Annotated in this window: 16 protein-coding genes; 8 read left to right on the top strand and 8 right to left on the bottom strand. The window is 67.3% G+C overall.

The window, feature by feature from the left end; translation table 11 throughout:
- Positions 1 to 77 precede the first annotated feature (77 nt).
- Together ACQR1H_RS21120 and ACQR1H_RS21115 are read right to left on the bottom strand one after the other, a co-directional pair.
- Positions 78 to 1868, bottom strand: a complete 1791-nt coding sequence (locus tag ACQR1H_RS21120) for an acyl-CoA dehydrogenase C-terminal domain-containing protein (protein WP_434889755.1) — start codon at positions 1866 to 1868, stop codon at positions 78 to 80.
- A gap of 129 nt (positions 1869 to 1997) precedes the next feature.
- Entirely contained in the window at positions 1998 to 2396 is a 399-nt protein-coding gene (locus ACQR1H_RS21115; RefSeq protein ID WP_315717936.1) for a nuclear transport factor 2 family protein, read from the bottom strand.
- 137 nt (positions 2397 to 2533) lie between these two features.
- Between ACQR1H_RS21115 and ACQR1H_RS21110 the strand changes: the two genes are divergently transcribed.
- From ACQR1H_RS21110 to ACQR1H_RS21090, 5 genes are all read left to right on the top strand, one after another.
- Entirely contained in the window at positions 2534 to 3121 is a 588-nt protein-coding gene (locus ACQR1H_RS21110; protein WP_434885268.1) for a PadR family transcriptional regulator, read from the top strand.
- 188 nt (positions 3122 to 3309) lie between these two features.
- Complete coding sequence (locus ACQR1H_RS21105) at positions 3310 to 6831, top strand: hypothetical protein (protein ID WP_434908142.1); 3522 nt, start codon at positions 3310 to 3312, stop codon at positions 6829 to 6831.
- 154 nt (positions 6832 to 6985) lie between these two features.
- Positions 6986 to 7819 carry a hypothetical protein gene (locus ACQR1H_RS21100; protein WP_434908141.1) on the top strand — a complete coding sequence of 278 codons (834 nt, stop codon included), beginning with the start codon at positions 6986 to 6988 and terminating at the stop codon, positions 7817 to 7819.
- Between the two features lie 153 nt (positions 7820 to 7972).
- Positions 7973 to 8899, top strand: coding sequence for a sulfite exporter TauE/SafE family protein (locus ACQR1H_RS21095; RefSeq protein WP_316181963.1), 927 nt, complete (start codon positions 7973 to 7975; stop codon positions 8897 to 8899).
- On the top strand, positions 8896 to 9675 hold the full coding sequence (locus tag ACQR1H_RS21090) for a TIGR02186 family protein (RefSeq protein ID WP_315801558.1): 780 nt from the start codon (positions 8896 to 8898) through the stop codon (positions 9673 to 9675). The genes ACQR1H_RS21095 and ACQR1H_RS21090 overlap by 4 nt, the downstream gene beginning before the upstream one ends.
- Positions 9676 to 9688: 13 nt before the next feature.
- On the opposite strand, the gene ACQR1H_RS21085 is transcribed toward ACQR1H_RS21090, so the two are convergent.
- Complete coding sequence (locus ACQR1H_RS21085) at positions 9689 to 10450, bottom strand: MBL fold metallo-hydrolase (RefSeq protein WP_434874825.1); 762 nt, start codon at positions 10448 to 10450, stop codon at positions 9689 to 9691.
- On the bottom strand, positions 10447 to 11367 hold the full coding sequence (locus ACQR1H_RS21080) for a DMT family transporter (RefSeq protein ID WP_434900157.1): 921 nt from the start codon (positions 11365 to 11367) through the stop codon (positions 10447 to 10449). The genes ACQR1H_RS21085 and ACQR1H_RS21080 overlap by 4 nt, the downstream gene beginning before the upstream one ends.
- Before the next feature lie 97 nt (positions 11368 to 11464).
- Between ACQR1H_RS21080 and ACQR1H_RS21075 the strand changes: the two genes are divergently transcribed.
- Positions 11465 to 12331 (top strand): LysR family transcriptional regulator, encoded by an 867-nt coding sequence (locus ACQR1H_RS21075; protein WP_434908140.1) that lies wholly within the window; start codon positions 11465 to 11467, stop codon positions 12329 to 12331.
- Positions 12332 to 12578: 247 nt separating this feature from the next.
- Here the strand turns inward: ACQR1H_RS21075 and pdeM are convergent, their stop codons facing one another.
- From pdeM to ACQR1H_RS21055, 4 genes are all read right to left on the bottom strand, one after another.
- The gene (gene pdeM, locus ACQR1H_RS21070; RefSeq protein ID WP_316237379.1) at positions 12579 to 13232 is read right to left on the bottom strand and encodes a ligase-associated DNA damage response endonuclease PdeM; all 654 of its coding nucleotides are present in this window, start codon (positions 13230 to 13232) and stop codon (positions 12579 to 12581) included.
- A 43-nt stretch (positions 13233 to 13275) separates the two neighbouring features.
- Positions 13276 to 16038 (bottom strand): ligase-associated DNA damage response DEXH box helicase, encoded by a 2763-nt coding sequence (locus ACQR1H_RS21065; RefSeq protein ID WP_434888231.1) that lies wholly within the window; start codon positions 16036 to 16038, stop codon positions 13276 to 13278.
- 293 nt (positions 16039 to 16331) lie between these two features.
- Positions 16332 to 17561 carry an ABC transporter substrate-binding protein gene (locus ACQR1H_RS21060; RefSeq protein ID WP_316181968.1) on the bottom strand — a complete coding sequence of 410 codons (1230 nt, stop codon included), beginning with the start codon at positions 17559 to 17561 and terminating at the stop codon, positions 16332 to 16334.
- Between the two features lie 108 nt (positions 17562 to 17669).
- Entirely contained in the window at positions 17670 to 18596 is a 927-nt protein-coding gene (locus ACQR1H_RS21055; RefSeq protein WP_434908139.1) for a methyltransferase domain-containing protein, read from the bottom strand.
- Positions 18597 to 18717: 121 nt separating this feature from the next.
- Between ACQR1H_RS21055 and ACQR1H_RS21050 the strand changes: the two genes are divergently transcribed.
- Together ACQR1H_RS21050 and ACQR1H_RS21045 are read left to right on the top strand one after the other, a co-directional pair.
- Positions 18718 to 19755: a ligase-associated DNA damage response exonuclease gene (locus tag ACQR1H_RS21050; protein WP_434874832.1), complete on the top strand. Its 1038-nt coding sequence runs from the start codon at positions 18718 to 18720 to the stop codon at positions 19753 to 19755.
- Positions 19752 to 21638, top strand: a complete 1887-nt coding sequence (locus tag ACQR1H_RS21045) for an ATP-dependent DNA ligase (protein WP_315801565.1) — start codon at positions 19752 to 19754, stop codon at positions 21636 to 21638. The genes ACQR1H_RS21050 and ACQR1H_RS21045 overlap by 4 nt, the downstream gene beginning before the upstream one ends.
- Positions 21639 to 21860 lie beyond the last annotated feature (222 nt).

Raw genomic sequence — 21860 nt, 5'->3', positions numbered from 1 at the left:
CTCCTCATCTGGTCAGATTTGTTGTTGGCATTGACGACGGAGCCGGCGCGCGGCGCGCACCGGCTCTCGTCTGATCCTCAGAAGGCTTCCGCCGGCAGTTCCATCACGGTCGCGCAGCCGGCCTGGAGGCGGGCGAGATGCGCCGCCGTCTCTGGCAGCACGCGCTCCATGAAGAAGCGCCCCGTCACCAGCTTGGTGGTGAGATAGGTCGAGCTGTCACCGGCCGCAATCTTGTCCTGCGCGACCTTCGCCATCTTCGCCCACATGTAGCCGAAGGTGACCAGCGCAAAGAGATGCATGTAGTCGGTCGCGGCGGCGCCGGCATTGTCCGGCTTGGTCATCGCGTTCTGCATCAGCCAGGTCGTGGCCTGCTGCAGATGGCCGAGCGCGGTCGACAAGGGAGCTACGAACGGCTTCATCGCGTCATTGCCGCCCTGCTCCTTGGCGAAGGTCCCGACCTCGTTGAAGAACGCCATCACCGCACGGCCGCCGTCGCGCGGCAGCTTGCGGCCGACGAGGTCCAGCGCCTGGATGCCGTTGGCGCCCTCGTAGATCATGGCGATACGCGCATCGCGCACGAACTGCTCCATGCCGTGCTCGGCGATGTAGCCGTGACCGCCATACATCTGCTGCGCCTGGACGGCGTTGGCAAAGCCCATGTCGGTCATGTAGCCCTTCATCACCGGCGTCATCAGGCCCATGTGGTCGTCAGCCGCCTGGCGGTCCTTCGGGTCCTGCGAGCGGTGGGCGACGTCGCTCTTCAGCGAGGTCCACACCACCATGGCGCGCGCGGCCTCGTTGAAGGCGCGGATGGACAGCAGGGTGCGGCGCACGTCGGGATGCACGATGATCGGATCGGCGGCCTTGTCCGGCGCCTTGGCGCCGGTCAGCGAGCGGCCCTGGATGCGCTCGCGCGCATAGGCGACCGCGTTCTGATAGGCGACCTCGGATTGCGCGAGACCCTGCACGGCGACGCCGAGCCGGGCCTCGTTCATCATCACGAACATGCCCTGCATGCCCTTGTTCTCTTCGCCGATCAGCCAGCCGGTGGCGTTGTCGTAGTTCATCACGCAGGTCGAGTTGCCGTGGATGCCCATCTTGTGCTCGATCGAGCCGCAGCTGACGCCATTGCGCGCACCGACCGAGCCGTCGGCGTTGACCATGAACTTCGGCACCACGAACAGCGACACGCCCTTGATGCCGGCCGGCGCACCCTCGATGCGGGCGAGCACGAGGTGGATGATGTTGTCCGCGAGGTCATGCTCGCCGGCGGAGATGAAGATCTTGGTGCCGGAGATCTTGAAGCTGCCGTCGGCCTGGCGCACCGCCTTGGTGCGCAAGAGACCGAGATCGGTGCCGCAATGCGGCTCGGTCAGGTTCATGGTGCCGGTCCATTCGCCGGCGACCATCTTCGGCACGTAGGTCTTCTTCTGCTCCTCATTGCCGTGCACGATGAGCGCCGCCGTCGCGCCCATGGTGAGGCCGCCATACATCGAGAAGGCCATGTTGGCGGAGCACTGGAATTCGTTGACGGTCTGGCTGAGCGTCACCGGCAGGCCCTGGCCGCCATATTCGGTCGGTGCCGACAGGCCGAGCCAGCCGCCCTCGACGATCTGCTTGTAGGCGTCCTTGAAGCCCTTCGGCGTTGTCACGCTGCCGTCGTCATGGCGCTTGCAGCCCTCGAGATCGCCCACGCGATTCAGCGGGTGCAGAACCTCTTCGGCGAGCTTGGCGGCTTCGCCGAGGATCGCCTCGCGGACATCGGCCGAGGCATCGGAGAAGCCCGGCAGATTGTCGTAGCGGTCGATCTGGAACACGTCGTTGAGCAGGAAGGTGACATCTTCCACGGGGGCTTTGTAGATCGGCATCGGCGTCTCCGGCAGGAAGGCTGAAGTTTCAGACTGGGATTTCCACGGACGCGGCAGACAATGCAGGCCGCGGACTGTAGCGGGTTTGAGGCACTTGCGGCAGCCGTCACGTTGCGGCCGTCGGTCACGTCACGACGGCTTGCTCATCGCGGCGAGCTGTTCGCCCATCAGGCGGTGCAGCAGGTTGATCGCCTTGAGCGGGCGCACCATGACCTTGAAATGGGTGATCAGACCGGCGTCGTCGAAGCTGATGATGTCGACGCCGTTGAGCTTGATGCCTTCGATCTCGTTCTCGAATTCGAGCACGGCGCCCGTGGCGTTACGCCACTCCCCGACATACTTGAATCCGGGACCGCCCAGGACTTTCTCAGCACTTGCGAGGTATTTGAAGGTGATGTCGCGGCCGCGCTGCGGCGTATGCACGACGGGACTTTCGAATACGGCGTCCGGGTGCAGCAGCTCCCGCAAAGCGCCGAGATCGTGAGACCTCATATAGCCGTACCATCCATCGAGGCCGGTCATTGTCATTGGGCGTCTCCTCGGGGCGGAACAGGCCAGCACCACAACCACCCCATATGCACATTGACGCATATGCGCCAGTGTGCATAATGTCAAGCGTGGAGCGGGGCAGAACACGATCAGAAAAACGGGAGCAGTTTCCGGCCATGGCCCTCGGCGACGCCATCCTCGCCTGCCTCACCGAACATCCGATGACGGGCTACGAGCTCGCCAAGACGTTCGACTCCTCGATCGGCTTCTTCTGGAAGACGGACCACCAGCAGATCTACCGCGAGCTGTCGCGGCTGCGCGACCGCGGCTATATCCAGGGCCGCGAGGTGGTGCAGACCGGCAAGCCCAACAAGCTGGTCTACACATTGACCCCCGAGGGCCGCGCGGCGTTCCGCAGCTGGGCGGCGCGGCCAAGCACACCGGCCTCGACGAAGGACGATCTTCTCGTGCGGCTCTATGCACTGGGCGCCGCCGACATCGCGCCGATCCGGGCCGACCTGATGGCGCGGCTGGAGCATCATCGCGACCGCGCCGAGCGCTACGATCGCATTCTCAAGAAGCATTATGCTGACGGCAGCGTCGCCCCGGCCGACATGGGCAAGCTGCTCAACCTGCGGCTCGGACTGCGTCACGAGCGCATGGTGGCGGAATGGTGCGAGGAGGCGATCACCGCGCTGTCGACGATATCCGGCGCGGGCAGCGTGCGGCCGCTCGATCCATCATCACGCGAAAATGCCGGCTGATACGCGCGGTTTGACAGCGCAAAACTTCTGACCGCGCCTGCGGTAAACTTAACGCGTTATTTACCGTAAAAGTCAAAAGTCGGGACCTGGAGCAGACGATCTGCGCGGACCCGTTCATGTTCACGTCCGGGACGCGTGGGGAGGCTGGAGGCGCTTGGTGGAGCGCTGGAAGCGGAACCGGACGAGACATGAATTCGCGCGTACCGTGGAGTAATGAAGGCATCGACCCGTCTGTCCGTGAAAGGGCCGAGGCCGCGGCGCAACGCGCCGGCATGACGCTGAACGACTGGATCAACTCCACGCTCGGCGCATCGGCCCCGCCCGATTTCCGCGGCAGCCCCGCGCCACGCAGCACGCCGACCGTCAGCCGCGATGCCCGCGAGGTGACCGACATCCATCAGCGGCTCGACTCCATCGCACGGCAGATCGAGCAGATGTCGCGCCCCGTCGCTCGCAAGGATGCGCCGCGCGACGAGCAGGGCGTCGCGCGCCAGCTGAACGACGCGATCTCGCGGCTCGACGCCCGCCTGTCACAGATCTCGACGCCGCTGCGCAAGCCGGACACCGAGGACCGCTATCGTGGTCCTGACGGCGTCGAGCGCGCCGCGGCGCAGCTCTACCGTCCGGCCCAGCCGCTCAGCGCAGGTTCGTTCGACGTGGCCGTCGCCGAAATCAGCGCCCGCCAGAGCGAGCTCGACAATGCGCGCCCGCTGCCGCCGCACCAGGCGCCGCCGACCGCGCCCGCCATGGCATCCGCAGCAGCGCCGCTGATGACCCCGATCAGCGCGCCGCTGACGCCGCCGCAACCGGCGGCACCCACTCCCGATTTCTCGCTGCTCGAACGCCATCTGCTGAAGATCACGAGCCAGATCGAGGCGCTGCATCGCCCCGAGGACGGCATCGAGCAGTCGATCGCCGGCTTCCGCAACGAGCTCTCCGAGATCCGTCACGCCATTACCGAGGCGATGCCGCGCCGCGCGATCGAGTCGATCGAGAACGAGATCCGCTCGCTGTCGCGCCGCATCGACGAGAACCGCAACACCGGCGTCGACGGCCAGGCTCTGGCCGGCATCGAGCGCGCGCTGACCGACATCCGCGAGGTCGTCGGCTCGCTGAAGCCTGCCGAGCAGCTCGCCGTCTATGACGAGGCGATCCGCAATCTCGGCGCCAAGCTCGACCTGATCCTGCGCGCCAATGACGACCCCGGCACCGTGCAGCAGCTCGAAAGCGCCATCGCGGCGCTGCGTGCGATCGTCGCCAATGTCGCCTCCAACGACGCGCTGGAACGGCTGTCGGACGATCTCCGCCAGCTGTCGTCGAAGGTCGACCAGGTCACGCAGGCGCGCGACAATCACGACTCGTTCCACGAGTCGTTTGCGGCGCTCGAACAGCGCATCGCCGCGCTGACCTCGACCCTGGAGAGCCGCGAGCCGCCGGCGGCCGCGCCCGACAACACCGCCCAGATCGAGGACGCGCTGCGCGGCCTGTCCGACCGGATCGACCGCCTGCAGGTCGGCAGCGACGGCTCATCGGCGATCACGCATCTCGAACAGCGGATCAGCTACCTGCTGGAGCGGCTCGAAGCCGCCAACGACCCGCGCGGCGGCAACATGACCCGGGTCGAGGATGGCCTGCAGGACATCCTGCGCTATCTCGAACGGCAGCAGGCGACCTTCGCAGCGCTGGCGGAGAGCCGGTCGCAGCGCGAAACGTCGCAGGACGGCGGCCTGATCGACATGGTCAAGCGCGAGCTGTCCGACATCCGCTTCAGCCAGACCGAGACCGACCGCAACACCCAGGACTCGCTCGAGGCCGTCCACAACACGCTGGGGCACGTCGTCGACCGCCTCGCCATGATCGAAGGCGACCTGCGCAATGTGCGCGCCACCGCGAGCCCGCCGGCCGCGCTGCCGCCGCTGGCGCCGCCAATCGAGTCGCCGATGCCGGCCGCACGCGCGACAGCGCCCCAGGCCTATGCCGAGCCGGCCAAGCCAGAGCCTGCCTACCGCCCGGAGCTGCCCAATCCGGCGGCCGAGGAGCCAGCGGGACAGATTGTCGCTCCGGCCGCGGGTCAACAGGCGTTCGCAGCGGCCTCGCGCGACTTCCACGCCGCGCAGGCGCCATCGGCTGCCATGCCGCCGCCGATTCCGCCGAAGGCGATCGCCGACATCCTGGAGCCGCACGCAGCGCAGGCGCCCCGCCCGACCGTTATCGTCCCCGAGCTGCCACCGGATCATCCGCTCGAACCCGGCACCCGTCCGCCTGGCCGGACCGCATCGCCCGCCGAGCGGATCGCCGCGTCCGAGGATGCCCTGAGCGAGCTTCCCGCCGGCAAGCGGGAGCCGGTGTCGACATCGAGCTTCATCGCGGCTGCGCGCCGCGCGGCGCAGGCCGCGGCGGCCGCACAGCCTGTAGACGCCAAGAAGGCGAAGAAGGACAAGCCGAAGGACAAGGCCAAGGAGCCGCCGAAAGACCTCCCCAAGGACGTCGCCAGCGACGCTGTCAAGCCCAAGGCCAAACCCAAGGACAAGCCGACGTTCGCTCTCACCGCCGAGGGCGACGAAGAGGTCTCGACCATCGGGTCGAAGATCCGTTCGCTCCTGGTCGGTGCAAGCGTCGTGGTGATCGTGCTCGGCACCTTCAAATTCGCGATGTCGCTGCTCGACAGCGGCAGCACGCCGCCGCCGATCTCGCCGATGGAGACTCAGGGCGAGGCGCCGCGCGCGCAGATGCCGTCGGCCTCGCCGAGCCTGTCGCCGCGGCCGACGACGCCCGACCAGAGCGCGCCGTCGTTGACCTCGCCGACGCCGCTCGACCGTCAGTCCTACAATCGGGCCATGCCGAGCGAAGCGGAGACGATCGCGATGCTCGCGATCCCGCAGGACGTCGAAAAGCCAGCCACCTTACCCGCTGCCGTCCCCACTGACGTCACCGGCACGATCCCCACCGCTGCCAACGGCCAGAAGCTCGGTTTGGTGCAGGTGCCCGCCTCCGAGAAGCTGCCCGATGCCATCGGCGGACTGGCGCTGCGCAATGCCGCCTTGAAGGGTGATCCGACCGCCGCCTACGAAGTCGGCGTGCGCTTTGCCGAGGGCAAGGGTGTCGCGGCGAACTATGAGGAAGCCGCGAAGTGGTATGACCGCGCGGCGCAGGCCGGGCTGATCCCGGCGGTCTTCCGTCTCGGCACCTTCTACGAGAAGGGTCTCGGCGTGAAGAAGGACGCCGACATCGCCCGCCGCTACTACGTGGTCGCCGCCGAGCGCGGCAATGCCAAGGCGATGCACAATCTCGCCGTCCTGGACGCCGACGGCGGCGGCAAGGGCGCGAACTACAAGAGCGCCTCGCAATGGTTCCGCAAGGCCGCCGAGCGCGGCGTCGCCGATAGCCAGTTCAACCTCGGCATTCTCTATGCCCGTGGCATCGGCGTCGAACAGAACCTCGCCGAATCCTACAAATGGTTCACCCTGGCCGCAGCGCAGGGTGACGTCGACGCAGGGCGCAAGCGCGACGATGTCGCCAAGCGGCTCGATGTCCAGTCGCTCGCCGCGGCCAAGCTCGCGATCCAGACCTTCACGGTCGAACCGCAGCCCGACGACGCCGTGAACGTGCCGGCGCCCGCCGGCGGCTGGGATGGCACGCAGGCGATCGCGAAGGCTGCCGCCGCCAAGGCGGCCCTGGCGAAGCGCGCGGCGGCGACGGCGCCGCGCTGACACGGGTATAGCGCCCCCTCTCGACATGGACGAGCGCTCGCGCGCAGCCAAAAAAATCCTCCCGGCTTGCGATCGCGCCGCCATAGTGTCGCGCGGTCGATCGATATAGGTTGTCGCGGCGGATCATCACGAGCGCCGCGAGGAGCATCGACAGGTGTCAGCGGGGAAGGAACAACAGGACGGCGCGCACTTCCTGCAGTCGCCGACGGGGCCCCGCGTGCCGCCGCGGACCACGGCGAACGTCGTCGCTGCTCCGCCTCCTCGCCAACGAATGCAGCAAGTGACCGACGGCTATCCTGCGGCGTTCCGATGGCGCCGGCTGGCTTCCGTCATCTTCTTCGTTGCAATCGTGCTCGGCGGGGGCATTCGCGCCTACCGCGACCTGTCGCGGCCTGACGCCTGGTCGTTCTGGAAGGATCGGTACATTTCGCCAAGTCTGTCGGCGGCGCTGGTCGCCGACCCCGTCCTTGCCGGGCTGGGCGACAGGCGCGCCGTGCTCGCCGTCAGCGGCCCCATCGGACCAGCGGCGGCCGGCTGGCTGCGTGAGCGGATCAGCGAGGCCCGTCTCAAGCCGGGTGACGTGATCCTGCTGTCCTCGCCCGGCGGCAACCTCGACCAGGGGGTGCTGATGGGCGAGATCATCCGCGCCCACGGACTCGCGACCGCCGTCGGCGTGGCCGACAATGGCGGCCGCATCCGTCCGGGATTCTGCGCCAGCGCCTGCGTGTTCGCCTTTGCCGGCGGGCAGACCCGCTACGGCCTCGATGGTTCGGCGCTCGGCGTGCACCGCTTCACGTCGGAGGCCCGCGGCGCCGACGCGGTCGCCGACACCCAGCGCGTCACCGGTGCCATCCTCGGCTACATGACGCGCATGGGCGTATCGTCGCAGGTCATCGAGGCGATGTCGCAGACCCGCGACATCCGCTGGCTCGATCCGAGCGATGCCGAGGCCATGAGGCTGGTGACCGCGCAGCTCAAGGCCCTTTGACCGAGCCCTCAGAACCCCACGCTCGGCGTCGGCGGATGTGACTTCGGGCGGGAATGACTGATCCCTTCGCTGCGATTTTCGGTTATGCAGGAGCTTGGCGTCCTGCATGGCATGCGCGGGATGCTCGCTCGAAGGATGGCAGAGGCCGCGCGGATGCAGATTTATCTTCCGATCGCCGACATCCCGGTCAACATCTTCCTGTTGCTGGCGATGGGCGCGGCCGTCGGCTTCGTCTCCGGCATGTTCGGCATCGGCGGCGGGTTCCTGATGACGCCGCTCCTGATCTTCGTCGGCATCACCCCAGCAGTTGCGGTCGCCTCGGTCTCCAGCCACATCGCCGCCTCGTCGTTCTCCGGCGCGCTGTCCTATTGGCGGCGGCGCGCCATCGATCCCTCGCTGGCCTCGGTGTTGATGATCGGCGGCGCGCTCGGCACGGGGCTCGGCGTCGCCACCTTCACCCTGCTGCGGTCGCTCGGCCAGCTCGATCTGATGATCGCGCTGTCCTATGTCGCGCTGCTGACGAGCGTCGGCGGCACGATGTTCTGGGAAGGCCTGCGCGCGATGATGCGCGCGCGCCAGGGCGCGGTCGCGACCGTGCGGCGTCCGGGCAGCCATGTCTGGATTCATGGCCTGCCGCTGAAGATGCGCTTCAAGCGCTCGAAGATCTACGTCTCCGTCATTCCGGTGATCGCCATCGGTCTGATCATCGGCTTCCTCGGCGCCGTGATGGGCATCGGCGGCGGCTTCATTCTGGTGCCCCTGCTGATCTACCTGCTGCGCGTGCCGACCTCGACCGTCATCGGCACCTCGATGGTGCTGACGCTCGCCACCATGATGATCGCGACCATGCTGCACGCGATGAGCAATCATCTGGTCGACGCCGTGCTGGCGCTGATCCTGATGGTCGGCGGCGTCACGGGCGCGCAGTTCGGGGCTCGCGCCGGCCAGATGATCCGCGGCGAGCAGCTTAGGCTGCTGCTCGGCCTGCTGATCCTCGCCGTCGGCATCCGGTTCGCGATCGAGCTCGTGATCAAGCCCGACGACCTGTTCACGATCCGCGAGACCGAGATCAGCCAATGACGCCGCTCCGCCTCGCCAGCCTTATCGTCATGCTGCTGCTGGCCGGCGCCGCATCCGCACGCGCCGAGCGCCTGATCGTCTCGGTCTCCAACCATCGCGTGACGGTGACGCCGAACTATTCCGGCGAGGAGCTGGTGCTGTTCGGCTCGGTCGAGAAGGACATCCAGACGCCGCCGGGCCGCACCGCCTATGACCTCGTCGTCACCGTCCGCGGACCGCGGGCCGACATGGTGACGCGGCGCAAGGAACGAAAGTTCGGCATCTGGATCAACACCGACTCCCGCCAGTTCCTGAAAGTGCCCGGCTATCTGGCGCTGTTCGCCAACCGCCCCTTCGATGCGATGGCCGCGCCCGAGGTGCTGCGCCGGCAGCAGCTCGGACTCAACAACGTGCTGCTCACGCAGCGCGTCGGTCCCGACTATGCCGATGTCGTCCCGAACGACGCGTTCCGCAGCGCCTTCGTGCGGCTGCAGTCGCAGCACGGCCTGTACCGCGAGGATACGTCCGCGGTGACCTTCCTCACGCCGACGCTGTTCCGCACCGGAATCCCGTTGCCCGCTGCGGTCCCGATCGGCACCTACGAGGTCGAGATCAAGCTGCTCGCCGACGGCGCGCTGGTCACCAAGACCGAGACTGCGTTCGAGATCGTCAAGGTCGGCTTCGAGCAGTTCGTCGCGGCCTCCGCCAAGCAGAACGGCTTCGTCTATGGCCTGGTCACCGCCGCGATGGCGCTGATGACGGGATGGATGGCGTCGATCGTGTTCCGAAGGGATTAGTCGCTGTGCGAGGTCAGCGTTCGATCACCGTCCGCACACCTGGCTCCAGCAGCTTCAGCCGCGCCCCGAAGCCGAGTGCGTCGAACGTGTTGCGCAGGTCCTGCGCGCTCTGCCGGAAATGTGCCCAGCCATCGGTGTGGACGGGAACGATCAGCGCGTCGGAAAACACCCGGGCCGTCTCGATCGTGTCGTTGGTGTCCATGGTCAGGTGGAACGGCCCGCGCGTCTGCGCCGCGCCAGCAAACGGCAGCACGATTCCCGCACGAAAGCGCCGCGCCACCTCGGCGACGCCGTCGTAGAACACGGTGTCGCCGCTGACATAGATCGGCGCAGACCCTTTCGACTGCAGCACGAATCCGATGACATCGCCCGCGACCGGCTCGATGCCGGCCGGACCGTGGCGCGCCGGGGTCGCCACAACCTTCAACGACCTGCCATTCTTCGTCAGCTCGGTTTCGCTCCAGGGCGCGAGCCCTTCGGCTGACGCACCGAGCCGTATTGCACCGATCTCGGTGGTCAGCACGCGCCGCGCACGGGACAGGAAGGCCCGTCCGCCATGATCGAGATTGTCGGAATGCTGATCATGGCTGAGCAGCACCGCGTCGACGTCGCCGACCGCATCTGCCGTCAGCGCCGGTCGCGAGAGCTTCTCCAGGGTGACGTGCGGCAGCTGATATGTGCCGGGATCGTCGAAGGTCGGATCGGTCAGCAGGCGGAAGCCGTCGATTTCGATCAGGGCGGTCGGGCCGCCGATCAGCGTGATCGCAACGCTCATGCTTGTGCTCCCACCGTGCGGGCCGGAGCCCGCGTGACCAGATAGATCCCGAGCGCGACGGGTATGACGCCGAGCAGATCCTGCAGCGCCACGTGCTCGCCGAGCACCACGAAGGCGAAGATCATCGCCAGCGGCGGCATCACGAAGTGATAGGCGCTGGCGGCGGTCGCACCGCAGACCTTCAGGAGGTGAAACCAGAGCACGTAGGCGAGGATCGAGCCGCCGAGCACCAGGAAGGCGAACGCACCGATCAGTTGCGCATTCAGCACGATCTCGCCCACGTGCGACACGCCCAGCGCCACCGGCCAGAGCACCAGCCCGGCGGAGAGATTCTGGATTCCGTTGCCGACCCACAGGCTGCCCTTCGGCGCGAGCTGCTTGAAGAGGATGGTGCCGGTGACGATCGAGGCCAGCGCCGCCAGCGTATAGAGGATGCCTTCGAGGTGGTCGGTGCCGACGGACATGCGGTGCCAGACGATCATGGCGACGCCGATGGTGCCGAGCGCGAGGCCCGCGACCTTGCGCAGGGTCAGCGGCTCGCCGAGCAGCAGCGCGGCGAACACCGCGGTGAACACCGGATTGGCCGAGACGATCAGGCCGCCGAGCCCCGCCGACACCGTCTGCAAGCCGGTATAGCCGAGGCCGAGATAGAGTGCGTTGTTGGCGATGCCGATGATCGCGAACACCGCCGCATCGCGCCAGCTCATGCGCAGCTCGCCCCGGATAGCCGGCACCGCGAGAATGAGCACGCCGGCGAGCGAGAACCGCGCCGCAAGCAGCAGGAGCGGCGGACAATAGGTGACGCCGATCTTGCCGGCGACGAAGGCAAAGCTCCACAGCAGGCAGAACAGGCCGATCTCGAGCGGCAGCAGGTTCGACTTCACGGGGGTCACCGCAACGGAGGATACGGACGACATCGGGGATCTCCTTCGTCCTCGATGTAGGGCTGTTCTTTCCCATCTGGAAATTAAATGATAGACTGAAACTCAGTGGTTTTCCAAATGGAGGCCAGGAATGCTCGATCTGGACCTGTTGCGCAGCTTCGTCTCGGTGGTCGAGGCGGGCGGTTTCACCCGCGCGGGCGAGCGCGTCCACCGTACGCAGTCGACCATCAGTCAGCAGATCCGGCGGCTCGAGGACGACCTTGGCCAGACCTTGCTCAACCGCGACGGCCGCGCGGTCATACCGACCGAGGCCGGCGAGCGGCTGTTGTCCTACGCCCGCCGCCTGCTAGCGCTCGCCGAGGAGGCCCGCGACGTCGTCGCGCGGCCGGGTCCGGCCGGCGCGGTCAAGCTCGGCATCCCCGAAGACTTTGCCGCCTACCGCCTCGCAAAACTGCTCGCGGCGTTCTCGCGCGCCCATCCCGATCTGCGGCTCGACGTGCGCGCCGACCAGAGCCTCAACCTCAAGCGCGACATCGAGCGCGGCGACCTCGACCTGGCGCTACTCAAGCGCGGCGTCGACGACAGCACGGCGGCGATCGCAGCATGGCCGGAGCAGGTCTATTGGGTGACCAGCAAGAGCCATCCGGTCAGCCTCGAGGCCCGCTCGCTGCCGCTGATCGGCTTCCCGCTCGGCTGCATCTATCGCACCCGCGCGATCCATGCGCTGGAGAGCGAGGGACGCGCCTGGCACATGGCCTACACCTCGTCGAGCCTCGCCGGCATCCAGGCCGCGGTCGCCGCCGGCATGGGGCTGAGCATTCTGTCCGAGATGTCCGTGCAGTCGGAGCACCGCGTGCTGACGGCCCGCGAAGGCTTTGCGCCGATCGACCGCACCGAGGTCGCGCTGCTCGCCTCGCCCGACGCCAGCCCGGCGACGCTGCGGCTCGCGGACCGGCTGGCCGAGTTCTGCGAGAAGGTGCAGACGAAGGCGGCGTGACGAGCATCTGTCTACCCCTCCTGCCACTCTGCCGCCACGACGGCGGTGCGTCCCCTCTACCGCTTGCGGGGGAGGGCTAGGGAGGGGGCCGCTCCAGCAGCGCTGCACGTGGCGCCCCCTCTCCAACTCTCCCCCGCACGCGGGGGAGAGGGCGCAGCGGTGCGCGCGAGGGGCATGATCAGTCCAACTTCGAATGATCCGTTCGACCTCTGATCACCAATCCAACTAATGAATTTCCACCATCCAACTAATAACACCGCGCCGCGGCGATGCTGTGCAGCCTGGTATCGCCCAGCACATGCGCGATGAAGGCACGCTTGGGAAACAGCTTGGCAAAGGCTGCGTCGCGCACGCTCAGGCCGCCGGCATAGGCGCCGAACGCCGGCATCACGGCGCGCTCGCCGTCGGAGACGAAGCAGCGCCGCTCCAAAGTGCGCGCCCGCGTCGCCACCCGCGCCTTGGGATGCAGATGGCCGGCGATCTCGCCGCGCGCGCCGGTCGGCTCGTGGCGGAAGCTGATCGCGCCGATCGTGATCGCGTCGACCACCTCGCCGCCGATGCCGCGCGGCGCCGGATCGTGGTTGCCCGTGATCCAGACCCAGTCGCGGCCAACCTGGAGGTTGGCGATGCAGGCGCGATCGTCGCCGGTCAGGCGCGTATGCGCGTCGCGATCGTGAAAACTGTCGCCGAGCGCGATCACGATGCGCGGATTGTAGTGGGCGATCACGGCTGTGAGGCGATTGAGGGTCGCGACGGTATCGAACGGCGGCAGCAGCGTGCCGCGCGAGGCGTAGCTCGAGCCCTTTTCAAGATGCAGATCGGAGACGACGAGCAGGCGCTGCTCGTCCCACACCAGCGCGCCGGAGAGATCGACGCGCAGCGCGGCGCCGGCGACGTCCATCATGCCCGATGCACAGAAAGTCCCCCGCAAGTCCGCCTCGCTTCTACCCCATCGCTTCCTTCACGAGTTCCTCGGCAGCCTCGGCCAGGAGCTCGTCGGCGGCCTCGCCATAGACGGATTCGCGGCCGATTTCCAGCATCACCGGCACCGCCAGCGGCGAGACGCGATCGAGTTCCCGATGGGTGATTCGTCCCTCGATGCGCTGGAGCATATCACCGAGTCGCTTCAGATCGAGCAGGCCGGTGGCGGCATCGGCGCGCGCCGCGCGCAACAGCATGTGATCGGGCTGATGCCGGCGCAGCACGTCGTAGACCAGATCGGTCGAGAACAGCACCTGGCGGCGGGTCTTCTCTTCGGTGGTCGACCGCCGCGCGATCAGGCCGGAAATGATGGCGCAGGCGCGGAACGTGCGCTTCATCAGTGCGGATTCGGCGAGCCAGGCTTCGAGATCGTCGCCGAGCATATCCGGGTCGAACAGCTTGGCGAGGTCGAGCCGCCCCTGCTTGACCATCAGCGACATGTCGCCGAGCCCCCACACCGCAAGCGCATATTCATTGGCGACGAAGCCGAGCGGCCGGGCGCGCGCCCGCTCGAGCCGGCGCGTCAGCAGCATGCCGAGCGTCTGATGCGCGAGCCGGCCTTCGAACGGATAGCAGACGATGTAGTGCTTGTTGGAGCGCGGAAAGGTCTCGACGAGCAGCTCGCGCCGGGCCGGGATGCGCGACACGTCCTTCTGCAACGACAGCCAGTCGCGCACCTGCTCCGGCAACGCGCTCCAGGCCGTGCGGTCGTCGAGCAGGCCGCGCACGCGCTCGGCGAGATAGGTCGACAGCGGAAACTTGCCGCCCATATAGGACGGCACCTTCGGATCGGAGTCGTTGGCCCTGCTGACATAGACCTGGTCCTCGGCCAGCGCCTCGTAGCGCACGATCTCGCCGCTGAACACGAAAGTGTCGCCGAGCGTGAGGCCTTCGATGAACGCCTCCTCGATCTCGCCGAGCAGCCGGCCGCCGCGCGCGATCGCGCCGGTCGCTCCCGTGCCGCCGCCGCGCGCGCGCACCAGCCGCACCTTCAGCATCGCTTCTTCGACGATGGTGCCGACGTTCAGGCGATAGCTCTGCCGCACCTTGGGATTGGCGACGCGCCAGCGGCCCTTCGCATCCTGCTTGATGCGCGCGAACCGCTCATAGGTCTTCAGCGCGTAGCCGCCGGTGGCGACGAAGTCGACGACGTCGTCGAAATCGGCCCGCGACAGCGACGCATAGGGCGCGGTGGTGATCACCTCCGCATAGAGTTCGTCGCTGAGAAACGGCTCGGCGCAGGCGCAGCCGAGCACGTGCTGGGCCAGCACGTCGAGCGCGCCAATGCGCAGCGGCGGCGTGTCCTGCGCGTTGTCGGCGATGGCGTCGATCGCCACCGAGCATTCCAGCACCTCGAAGCGGTTGGCCGGCACCAGCACCGCGCGCGAGGCCTCGTCGAGCCGGTGATTGGCGCGGCCGATCCGCTGCATCAGCCGCGAGCAGCCCTTGGGCGCGCCGACATTGATGACGAGGTCGACGTCGCCCCAGTCGACGCCGAGATCGAGCGAGGAGGTGCAGACGACGCCGCGCAGCCGGCCGGCCGACATCGCGTCCTCGACCTTGCGGCGCTGTGCGACGTCGAGCGAGCCGTGATGCAGGGCAATGGCGAGGTTGTCGTCGTTGATGCGCCAGAATTCCTGGAACAGCATCTCGGCCTGACTGCGGGTGTTGACGAACACGAGCGTGGTCTTGTTCTTCTTGATCAGCTCGTACATCTCGGCCAGCGCGTGGCGCGCGCTGTGGCCGGCCCAGGGCAACCGCTCCTGGGTGTCGAGCATCTCGACGACCGGCGGTGCGGCGCCGCCGGCGACCACGACATCGGCCGCAGCGATGCCGCCGCGCGGCTGCGGCACCAGGAAGCGCGCGAGCTGCTCGGGCTCGGCGACCGTCGCCGACAGGCCGATCATGCGCATGTCCGGCGCGAGCCGCCACAGCCGTGCCAGCGCGAGCGACAAGAGATCGCCGCGCTTGGAGGTGACCAGCGCGTGCAGCTCGTCGAGCACGACGCGCTTCAGCGAGGAAAACAGGAACGGCGCATCGTCCGACGACAGCAGCAGCGCCATCTGCTCGGGTGTGGTCAGCAAAATGTCCGGCGGATAGCGGCGCTGCCGCTGCCGGCGCGACACCGGCGTGTCGCCGGTGCGGGTCTCGACCTTGATCGGCAGGCCCATCTCGGAGATCGGCGCCTCGAGATTGCGCGCGATGTCGACCGCGAGCGCCTTGAGCGGCGAGATGTAGAGCGTGTGCAGGCCGGTGGAGCGAACGACGGATCGCCCCGTTGAAATCACCTTTGCAGCTGCCGGGTTGGTTCCTGCTACTCGCGAAGACGAAGGATCGGGATCCGCGGCAGTGGACTCGCCGGATTCGTGCGAGGCGTACCGGCGTGAAGGCGCGGGACTCATCGATACTTCCGCCGGAGGCCCCCCTCCCCGCCCCTCCCCCACAAGGGGGGAGGGAGAGGAGAGAGCGGATTGTTTGGCGCGAGCAGATCGGTCATTCGACGCAGAGGCCGAGCCCAATTCCACCAAGGTTGGCAGGAACCCGGCGAGCGTCTTGCCGGCACCGGTCGGGGCGATCAGCAGTGCCGACCGGTTGGCCCGCGCCTTGTCGAGCAGCGCGAGCTGATGCGCGCGCGGCGCCCAGCCGCGCGCCGCGAACCATTTTGCGAAATGGTCAGGCAGCGCGGCGCTGTCGTCGGACGGGACTGGTGAGACGCGGGGCGGCACCGGGGGAAGGTAGGCAGTCACGCGCGGTTCGTCGAGGGTCGGGGCGATAACACGCGATTGCCTCGACCACCTCCGCCGTCGGCCCAGCCCATGCTGAAGCGCACCAGCGCCTCAGCAAACTCCTTTGTCGTTCCTGCGAACGCAGGGACCCATAGCCACCGGCCCCGACGAGACGATGACTGGCAGTTATGCCTGACCGATTGACCCCGCGGTATGGGTCCCTGCGCTCGCCGGCACGACACCGGAGAGTGCGGCCACAGCTCCGGTGTCATCATCCGATGGAGAGAAAATCCCTACTCTGTCATCGGCTTCTCGGAGATGCTCCAATCCTTGCCGTCGAAGATCGAGATGTAGAGCGTCTTCATCGGCGTGTAGTCGTCCGGCGTGTAGGCGTAGTTGACGCCATCGAGGAAGAACGGCGAGTGGAAGCCCGCGAGCGTCGTGGCGTGCTTGAGCACGTTCTCGCGGGTCAGCGTGTCGCCGCAGCGGCGCAGGATCTCGCCCATCGACACCGCCTGGCCGTAGCCGGCATAGGCGATGGTGTTGTCGGGATCGATGTTGGGCAGGTACTTGGCGCGCAGCGCCTCGAAACCCTTGACGTCCGGGTCGTCCTTCCATTGCGGCACGCCGGCATCCTTGGAATATCGGATGGCGACGATGTCCTTGGCATTCTCGAGTCCGGCGGCCGAGAGAATCGAGCGGCCGGTCGAGCCGGCCGACAACAGCTGCAGCGGCTTCCAGCCGAGCTCGGCCACCTTGCGGATCGACTGCGACGTCGCCTTGCCGGTGGTGATGTTGTAGAACACGTCGGCGCCGGACTTCGACAGGTTGATGAGCTGGGAGTCCACCGTCGGCTCGGTGAGATCATAGGTCTGCTCCATGATCACCTGCGCCTTGCCGCCGGCATCGGCCAGCACCTTCTTGAACGGTCCCAGGAAATCGCGGCCGAAATCGTCGTTCTGATAGAGGATGCCGATCTTGGCTTCCGGCTTCACGCTCAGCACATGCTTGGCGAGGATGCGCGCCTCCGTCGGATAAAGCGGCAGGCCGGCCATGGTCCATTTGTAGTTCTTGGGGTCGTTCCACTTCGAGGCGCCGGTGTTGAGCAGGAGCTGCGGCACCCCCTTGGAGTTGAGATATTTGTGCACGGCGGTCTGCGGCGCGGTGCCGAGCGAGCCGTACAGCGCCAGCACCTCGTCCTGCTCGACCAGCCGCCGGGTCGCCTCGACGCATTTAGGCGCGCTATAGGCATCGTCCATCGTCAGGAACTTGACCTTGCGCCCGTTGATGCCGCCCTGCTCGTTCAGCATCTGGAAATAGGCCTCGCCGACACGGCCGAGCACGCCATACAGCGAACCCGGGCCGGAATGCGGAATGGTCTGGCCGATCCTGATCTCGGTATCGCTGGCGCCGGCGTCATACTTCTTCTCGGCGGCCCAGACATAGGGCGACGCGATCGTCGAGGCGCCGATGGTCGCAAGCGCGGTGGCGCAGAAATCGCGCCGCGTCAGATGTTTTTTCATTTTTGTCTCTCCCTGGACTGCCGGCATTTTTTGGCATCGGGAGAGCTGCGGCAAGAGCGAAGTTGCCGCATTGGACGCCGCGTGCAGCGCATTCAATAGCGTGTAGACTCAAGTCCTGGTGGCGACCACGGCCAGCCCGCGCACCGGCAGCTGCTCCTCGGTGCGCGGCGACGCCGGCGCGAGATGAGCCAGCTTCAATCCCGCGGCTGCGATCACGCCACGGACATATTCCGCGCCATGGGCATAGCGCAGCCCCTTGCCCATGATGACACCGTCGCCGTCATGGGTCTCGACGGTGAAGGTCAGCAGCCCCCCCGGCATCAGCACACGTTGCGCCTCGCGCAACACCGGGCCGAGGTCGCCGACATAGACCATCGCATCGGCAGCAAGAATGAGATCCGCAGACGCATCGTCCTGGCGCGCCAGCCCTGCAGTCATATCGTCGACCTCGAGCCCGGCATAGAGCCCGGTGGCGCGCGCTTCCGCGATCATGCCGGCCGACAGGTCGATGCCGATGATGCTGTCGACGTTCTTGGCGAACGCCGCCGCGCCCAGCCCGGTGCCGCAGCCGAGATCGATCGCGCGCTTGAAGTAGGCCGGCTTGCGCTCGGCCGCGCGCACCGCGAGCACGGCCTTGAACAGGATGTTCGGCGCCCGGTAGTTGAGCCGCTCGATCAGCTCGGACTCGAAGCGCGGCGCGTATTGGTCGAACAGCGACTGCACATAGGCCTTCGGCATATCCGACAGCGGCGCGGCACCGAGCTGCATCAGCCGCACGCCGGCGCCATGGCGGTCATCCGGATCGGCGGCCCGGGCGTTCTGGAACGCGGCGACCGCCTTGTCGGTTTCGCCGAGCGCAATCCTGATCTGGCCGAGCTCGAACCACGCCGAGGCGAAGTTCGGCGCGACCTCGATGGCCTGCTCCATCACCTCCGCGGCCGCGGCCAGATCGCCCTTCAATTGCAGGTCGCGGGCGAACTCGTAGCGGCGGTCGGCGATCAGGTCGCCGGAGGAGAGGAAGAAACGGTGGGGCATGCTGGAACCGTGGTCTGGGCGGGCTGTCATTCCAGGAGATGCATGCGCGGGTCAAGCCCGCGCATCCCGGCCGGGAATGGGACAGACTGAAAATCCGGCTGACGAGACCTATATGAACTTGATGCGCCCGCAAGACATTCTGTTGCCTGTTCCGTCCGGCCTGTGCTGCAAGTCCGGCGGCTTTCATATCGATCCCGTGCGCCCGGTCGAGCGGGCGCTGATCACCCACGGCCATTCCGATCATGCCCGTGCCGGCCACGGCGCCGTGCTGGCGACGCAGGAGACGCTGGACATCATGCGGCTGCGCTATGGCGAGAATTTTGCCGGCAACACGCAGCCGATCCGCTATGGCGAGGAGATCAGGCTCGGCGACGTCACCGTGAGCTTCCACCCGGCGGGCCATGTGCTGGGCTCGGCGCAGATCAAGGTGTCCCGCGGCGGGACCTGCATCGTCGCCTCCGGCGACTACAAGGATGCGCGCGATCCGACCTGTGCGCCGTTCGAGCTCGTGCAATGCGACGTCTTCATCACCGAGGCCACGTTCGGCTTGCCCGTCTTCCGTCACGGCGACGCGGCGCTGGAGGTCAACAAGCTGCTGGCCTCGGTGGCGCTGTTTCCCGAGCGCGCGCATCTGGTCGGCGCGTATTCGCTCGGCAAGGCGCAGCGCGTGATCGCGCTGATCCGCGAGGCCGGCTATGATCGGCCGATCTACCTACATGGCGCGATGGAGAAGATCACGCGCTACTATCAGGACAAGGGCATCGCGCTGGGCGAGTTGCGGCCTGTGAAGGGCGTCAAGAAGGCCGAGCTTGCCGGCACCATCACGCTTGCGCCACCGAGCGCGACCTCCGACCTGTGGACCCGGCGCTTTCCCGATCCCGTCACCGCCTTCGCCTCGGGCTGGATGCGGGTGCGCGCCAGAGCCCGGCAGCGCGGCATCGAGCTGCCGCTGGTGATCTCGGACCATGCCGACTGGGACGGGCTGACCGCGACGATCGCGGCGACCGGCGCAAGCGAAGTGTGGGTCACCCATGGGCAGGAGGACGCGCTGGTGCATTGGTGCCAGTCGCGCGGGCTTGCCGCGCGGCCGCTCGACCTGGTCGGCTACGGCGACGAGGAGGAGAGCGAAGTGGCGGCGACGGAGGACGCCGAGGCATGAACCGCTTCGCCGAGCTGCTCGACCGCCTCGCCTACGAGCCCGGCCGCAACAACAAGCTGCGGCTGCTGACGGCGTATTTCCGCGAGGTCGGGGATCCCGATCGCGGCTACGCGTTGGGCGCGCTGACCGGCGCGCTGTCGTTCAAGCACGCCAAGCCGGCGCTGATCCGCGATCTCATCGCCGCGCGCACCGATCCGGTGCTGTTCGCGCTGTCGTATGACTATGTCGGCGATCTCTCGGAGACGGTCGCGCTGATGTGGCCGAAGGGCGCTCCTAATAAGCAGCTCGTTTCCGGGTACCCCCCTCCCCAGCCCTCCCCCACAAGGGGGGAGGGAGCCGAGTGGGACCCGGAGTTTGCATCTCATTCGATAGCGAACGGCAGCTCGAAAAGTGCTCTTGCCCCTCCGAGCTCCGCTCTCTCCGTTCCCTCCCCCCTTGTGGGGGAGGGTCAGGGAGGGGGGTGCCACACAGGCGGTTTCCCTGAAGCGCACACACCCGGATCGCACGCCGCAGGCCACAACAACCCGCCACCGCCGACGCTGACCGAGGTCGTCACCACCTTGCGCACGCTCGGCAAGACCGAGATGCCGCGGCAGCTCGCGCAATGGCTGGATGAACTCGACGAAACTGGGCGCTGGGCACTGCTGAAGCTCGTCACCGGCGCGTTGCGCATCGGCATCTCCGCGCGCCTCGCCAAGACCGCGGCCGCCGCCCTCGGCGACAAGGACCCGCACGAGGTCGAGCTGATCTGGCCGGGCCTCGCGCCGCCCTATCTCGACCTGTTCGCCTGGCTGGAAGGCCGCGGCGACAAGCCGGTCAATCGCGATCCCGCGCCGTTCCGGCCGGTGATGCTGGCGCATGCCGTCGACGACGACGACTTCGCCAACATGAAGGCAGCCGACTACATCGCGGAATGGAAATGGGACGGCATCCGCGTGCAGGCAGTGAGCGGCCGCGAGGCCGATGGCCGCGTCGTCACGCGGCTGTATTCGCGCAGCGGCGAGGACATCACGGCAAGCTTCCCGGACCTGCTGCCCTCGCTGCATCTGCCCGGCGCGCTCGACGGGGAGCTGCTGGTGGTGCGCGACCGTCGCGTGCAGAGCTTCAACGTGCTGCAGCAGCGGCTGAACCGCAAGACGGTGTCGCCGAAGCTGATGAAGGAGTATCCGATCCACCTGCGCGCCTACGACCTGCTCGGCGATGAGGAGCACGATCTGCGCGAGCTGCCGTTCGAACAGCGGCGCGAGCGGCTCGAAGCGTTCATCCGGCGTCTGGATGACCCGCGCGTCGACCTGTCGCCGACGATTGCGTTCGCGACCTGGGACGAGCTGAAGGCTGCGCGTGCCAATCCCGCCTCGGCCGGTGCCGGCGACGATGCCGAGGCGGTCGAAGGCGTGATGCTGAAGCGGCGGGACGCGCTGTATCTGCCCGGCCGTCCCAAGGGGCAATGGTGGAAGTGGAAGCACGATCCGCACATCATTGATGCCGTGCTGATGTATGCGCAGCGCGGCCATGGCAAGCGCTCGTCCTATTACTCCGACTACACGTTCGGCGTCTGGACGGCAGGAGACGGCGGCGATCAGCTCGTCCCCGTCGGCAAGGCCTATTTCGGCTTCACCGACGAGGAGCTCCTGCAGATCGACCGCTTCGTCCGCCGCAACACCACCGAGAAGTTCGGTCCCGTGCGGCATGTCGTGCACGAGCCCGAGCAGGGCCTTGTGCTCGAAGTGGCGTTCGAGGGCCTGCAGCGCTCGCCGCGGCACAAATCCGGCATCGCGATGCGCTTTCCGCGCATCAGCCGGCTGCGCTGGGACAAGCCGCCGCGCGACGCCGACCGGCTGGAGACGCTGGAGCGCCTGCTGAAGAGCGAGGCGCTGGCGTGACAGCGTCTCGCGTGTCTAGACCCCAAAATGGCCTGACAATAGGGGACTCGTCATGCCCGGGCTTGACCCGCCTGCGCGGCCGTAGCCGCTTCGGCACGGCGAAGGCCCGGGCATCCATCCTCACTCGAAAGATGGATGGCCGGGTCAAGCCCACGGCTGTCCGGTTCAGACAGACTGGACATGGTGCATGGCGTGGATTCTTCTGCGGTCTTGAGCATCGCC

Origin of the sequence: Bradyrhizobium sp. HKCCYLRH2015, assembly GCF_051168215.1 — a bacterium.
In the GTDB taxonomy this organism is placed as follows: domain Bacteria; phylum Pseudomonadota; class Alphaproteobacteria; order Rhizobiales; family Xanthobacteraceae; genus Bradyrhizobium.
Note: the sequence above shows the minus strand (reverse complement) of the source record. Positions and strands in the feature narration are given on the sequence as shown.

Coding starts and splice junctions, on each gene's coding strand:
- ACQR1H_RS21120 (WP_434889755.1), bottom strand. CDS start 1,868: ATGCCGATCTACAAAGCCCCCGTGGAAGATGTCACCTTCCTGCTCAAC.
- ACQR1H_RS21115 (WP_315717936.1), bottom strand. CDS start 2,396: ATGACAATGACCGGCCTCGATGGATGGTACGGCTATATGAGGTCTCAC.
- ACQR1H_RS21110 (WP_434885268.1), top strand. CDS start 2,534: ATGGCCCTCGGCGACGCCATCCTCGCCTGCCTCACCGAACATCCGATG.
- ACQR1H_RS21105 (WP_434908142.1), top strand. CDS start 3,310: ATGAATTCGCGCGTACCGTGGAGTAATGAAGGCATCGACCCGTCTGTC.
- ACQR1H_RS21095 (WP_316181963.1), top strand. CDS start 7,973: ATGCAGATTTATCTTCCGATCGCCGACATCCCGGTCAACATCTTCCTG.
- ACQR1H_RS21090 (WP_315801558.1), top strand. CDS start 8,896: ATGACGCCGCTCCGCCTCGCCAGCCTTATCGTCATGCTGCTGCTGGCC.
- ACQR1H_RS21085 (WP_434874825.1), bottom strand. CDS start 10,450: ATGAGCGTTGCGATCACGCTGATCGGCGGCCCGACCGCCCTGATCGAA.
- ACQR1H_RS21080 (WP_434900157.1), bottom strand. CDS start 11,367: ATGTCGTCCGTATCCTCCGTTGCGGTGACCCCCGTGAAGTCGAACCTG.
- ACQR1H_RS21075 (WP_434908140.1), top strand. CDS start 11,465: ATGCTCGATCTGGACCTGTTGCGCAGCTTCGTCTCGGTGGTCGAGGCG.
- pdeM (WP_316237379.1), bottom strand. CDS start 13,232: ATGGACGTCGCCGGCGCCGCGCTGCGCGTCGATCTCTCCGGCGCGCTG.
- ACQR1H_RS21060 (WP_316181968.1), bottom strand. CDS start 17,561: ATGAAAAAACATCTGACGCGGCGCGATTTCTGCGCCACCGCGCTTGCG.
- ACQR1H_RS21055 (WP_434908139.1), bottom strand. CDS start 18,596: ATGCCCCACCGTTTCTTCCTCTCCTCCGGCGACCTGATCGCCGACCGC.
- ACQR1H_RS21050 (WP_434874832.1), top strand. CDS start 18,718: ATGCGCCCGCAAGACATTCTGTTGCCTGTTCCGTCCGGCCTGTGCTGC.
- ACQR1H_RS21045 (WP_315801565.1), top strand. CDS start 19,752: ATGAACCGCTTCGCCGAGCTGCTCGACCGCCTCGCCTACGAGCCCGGC.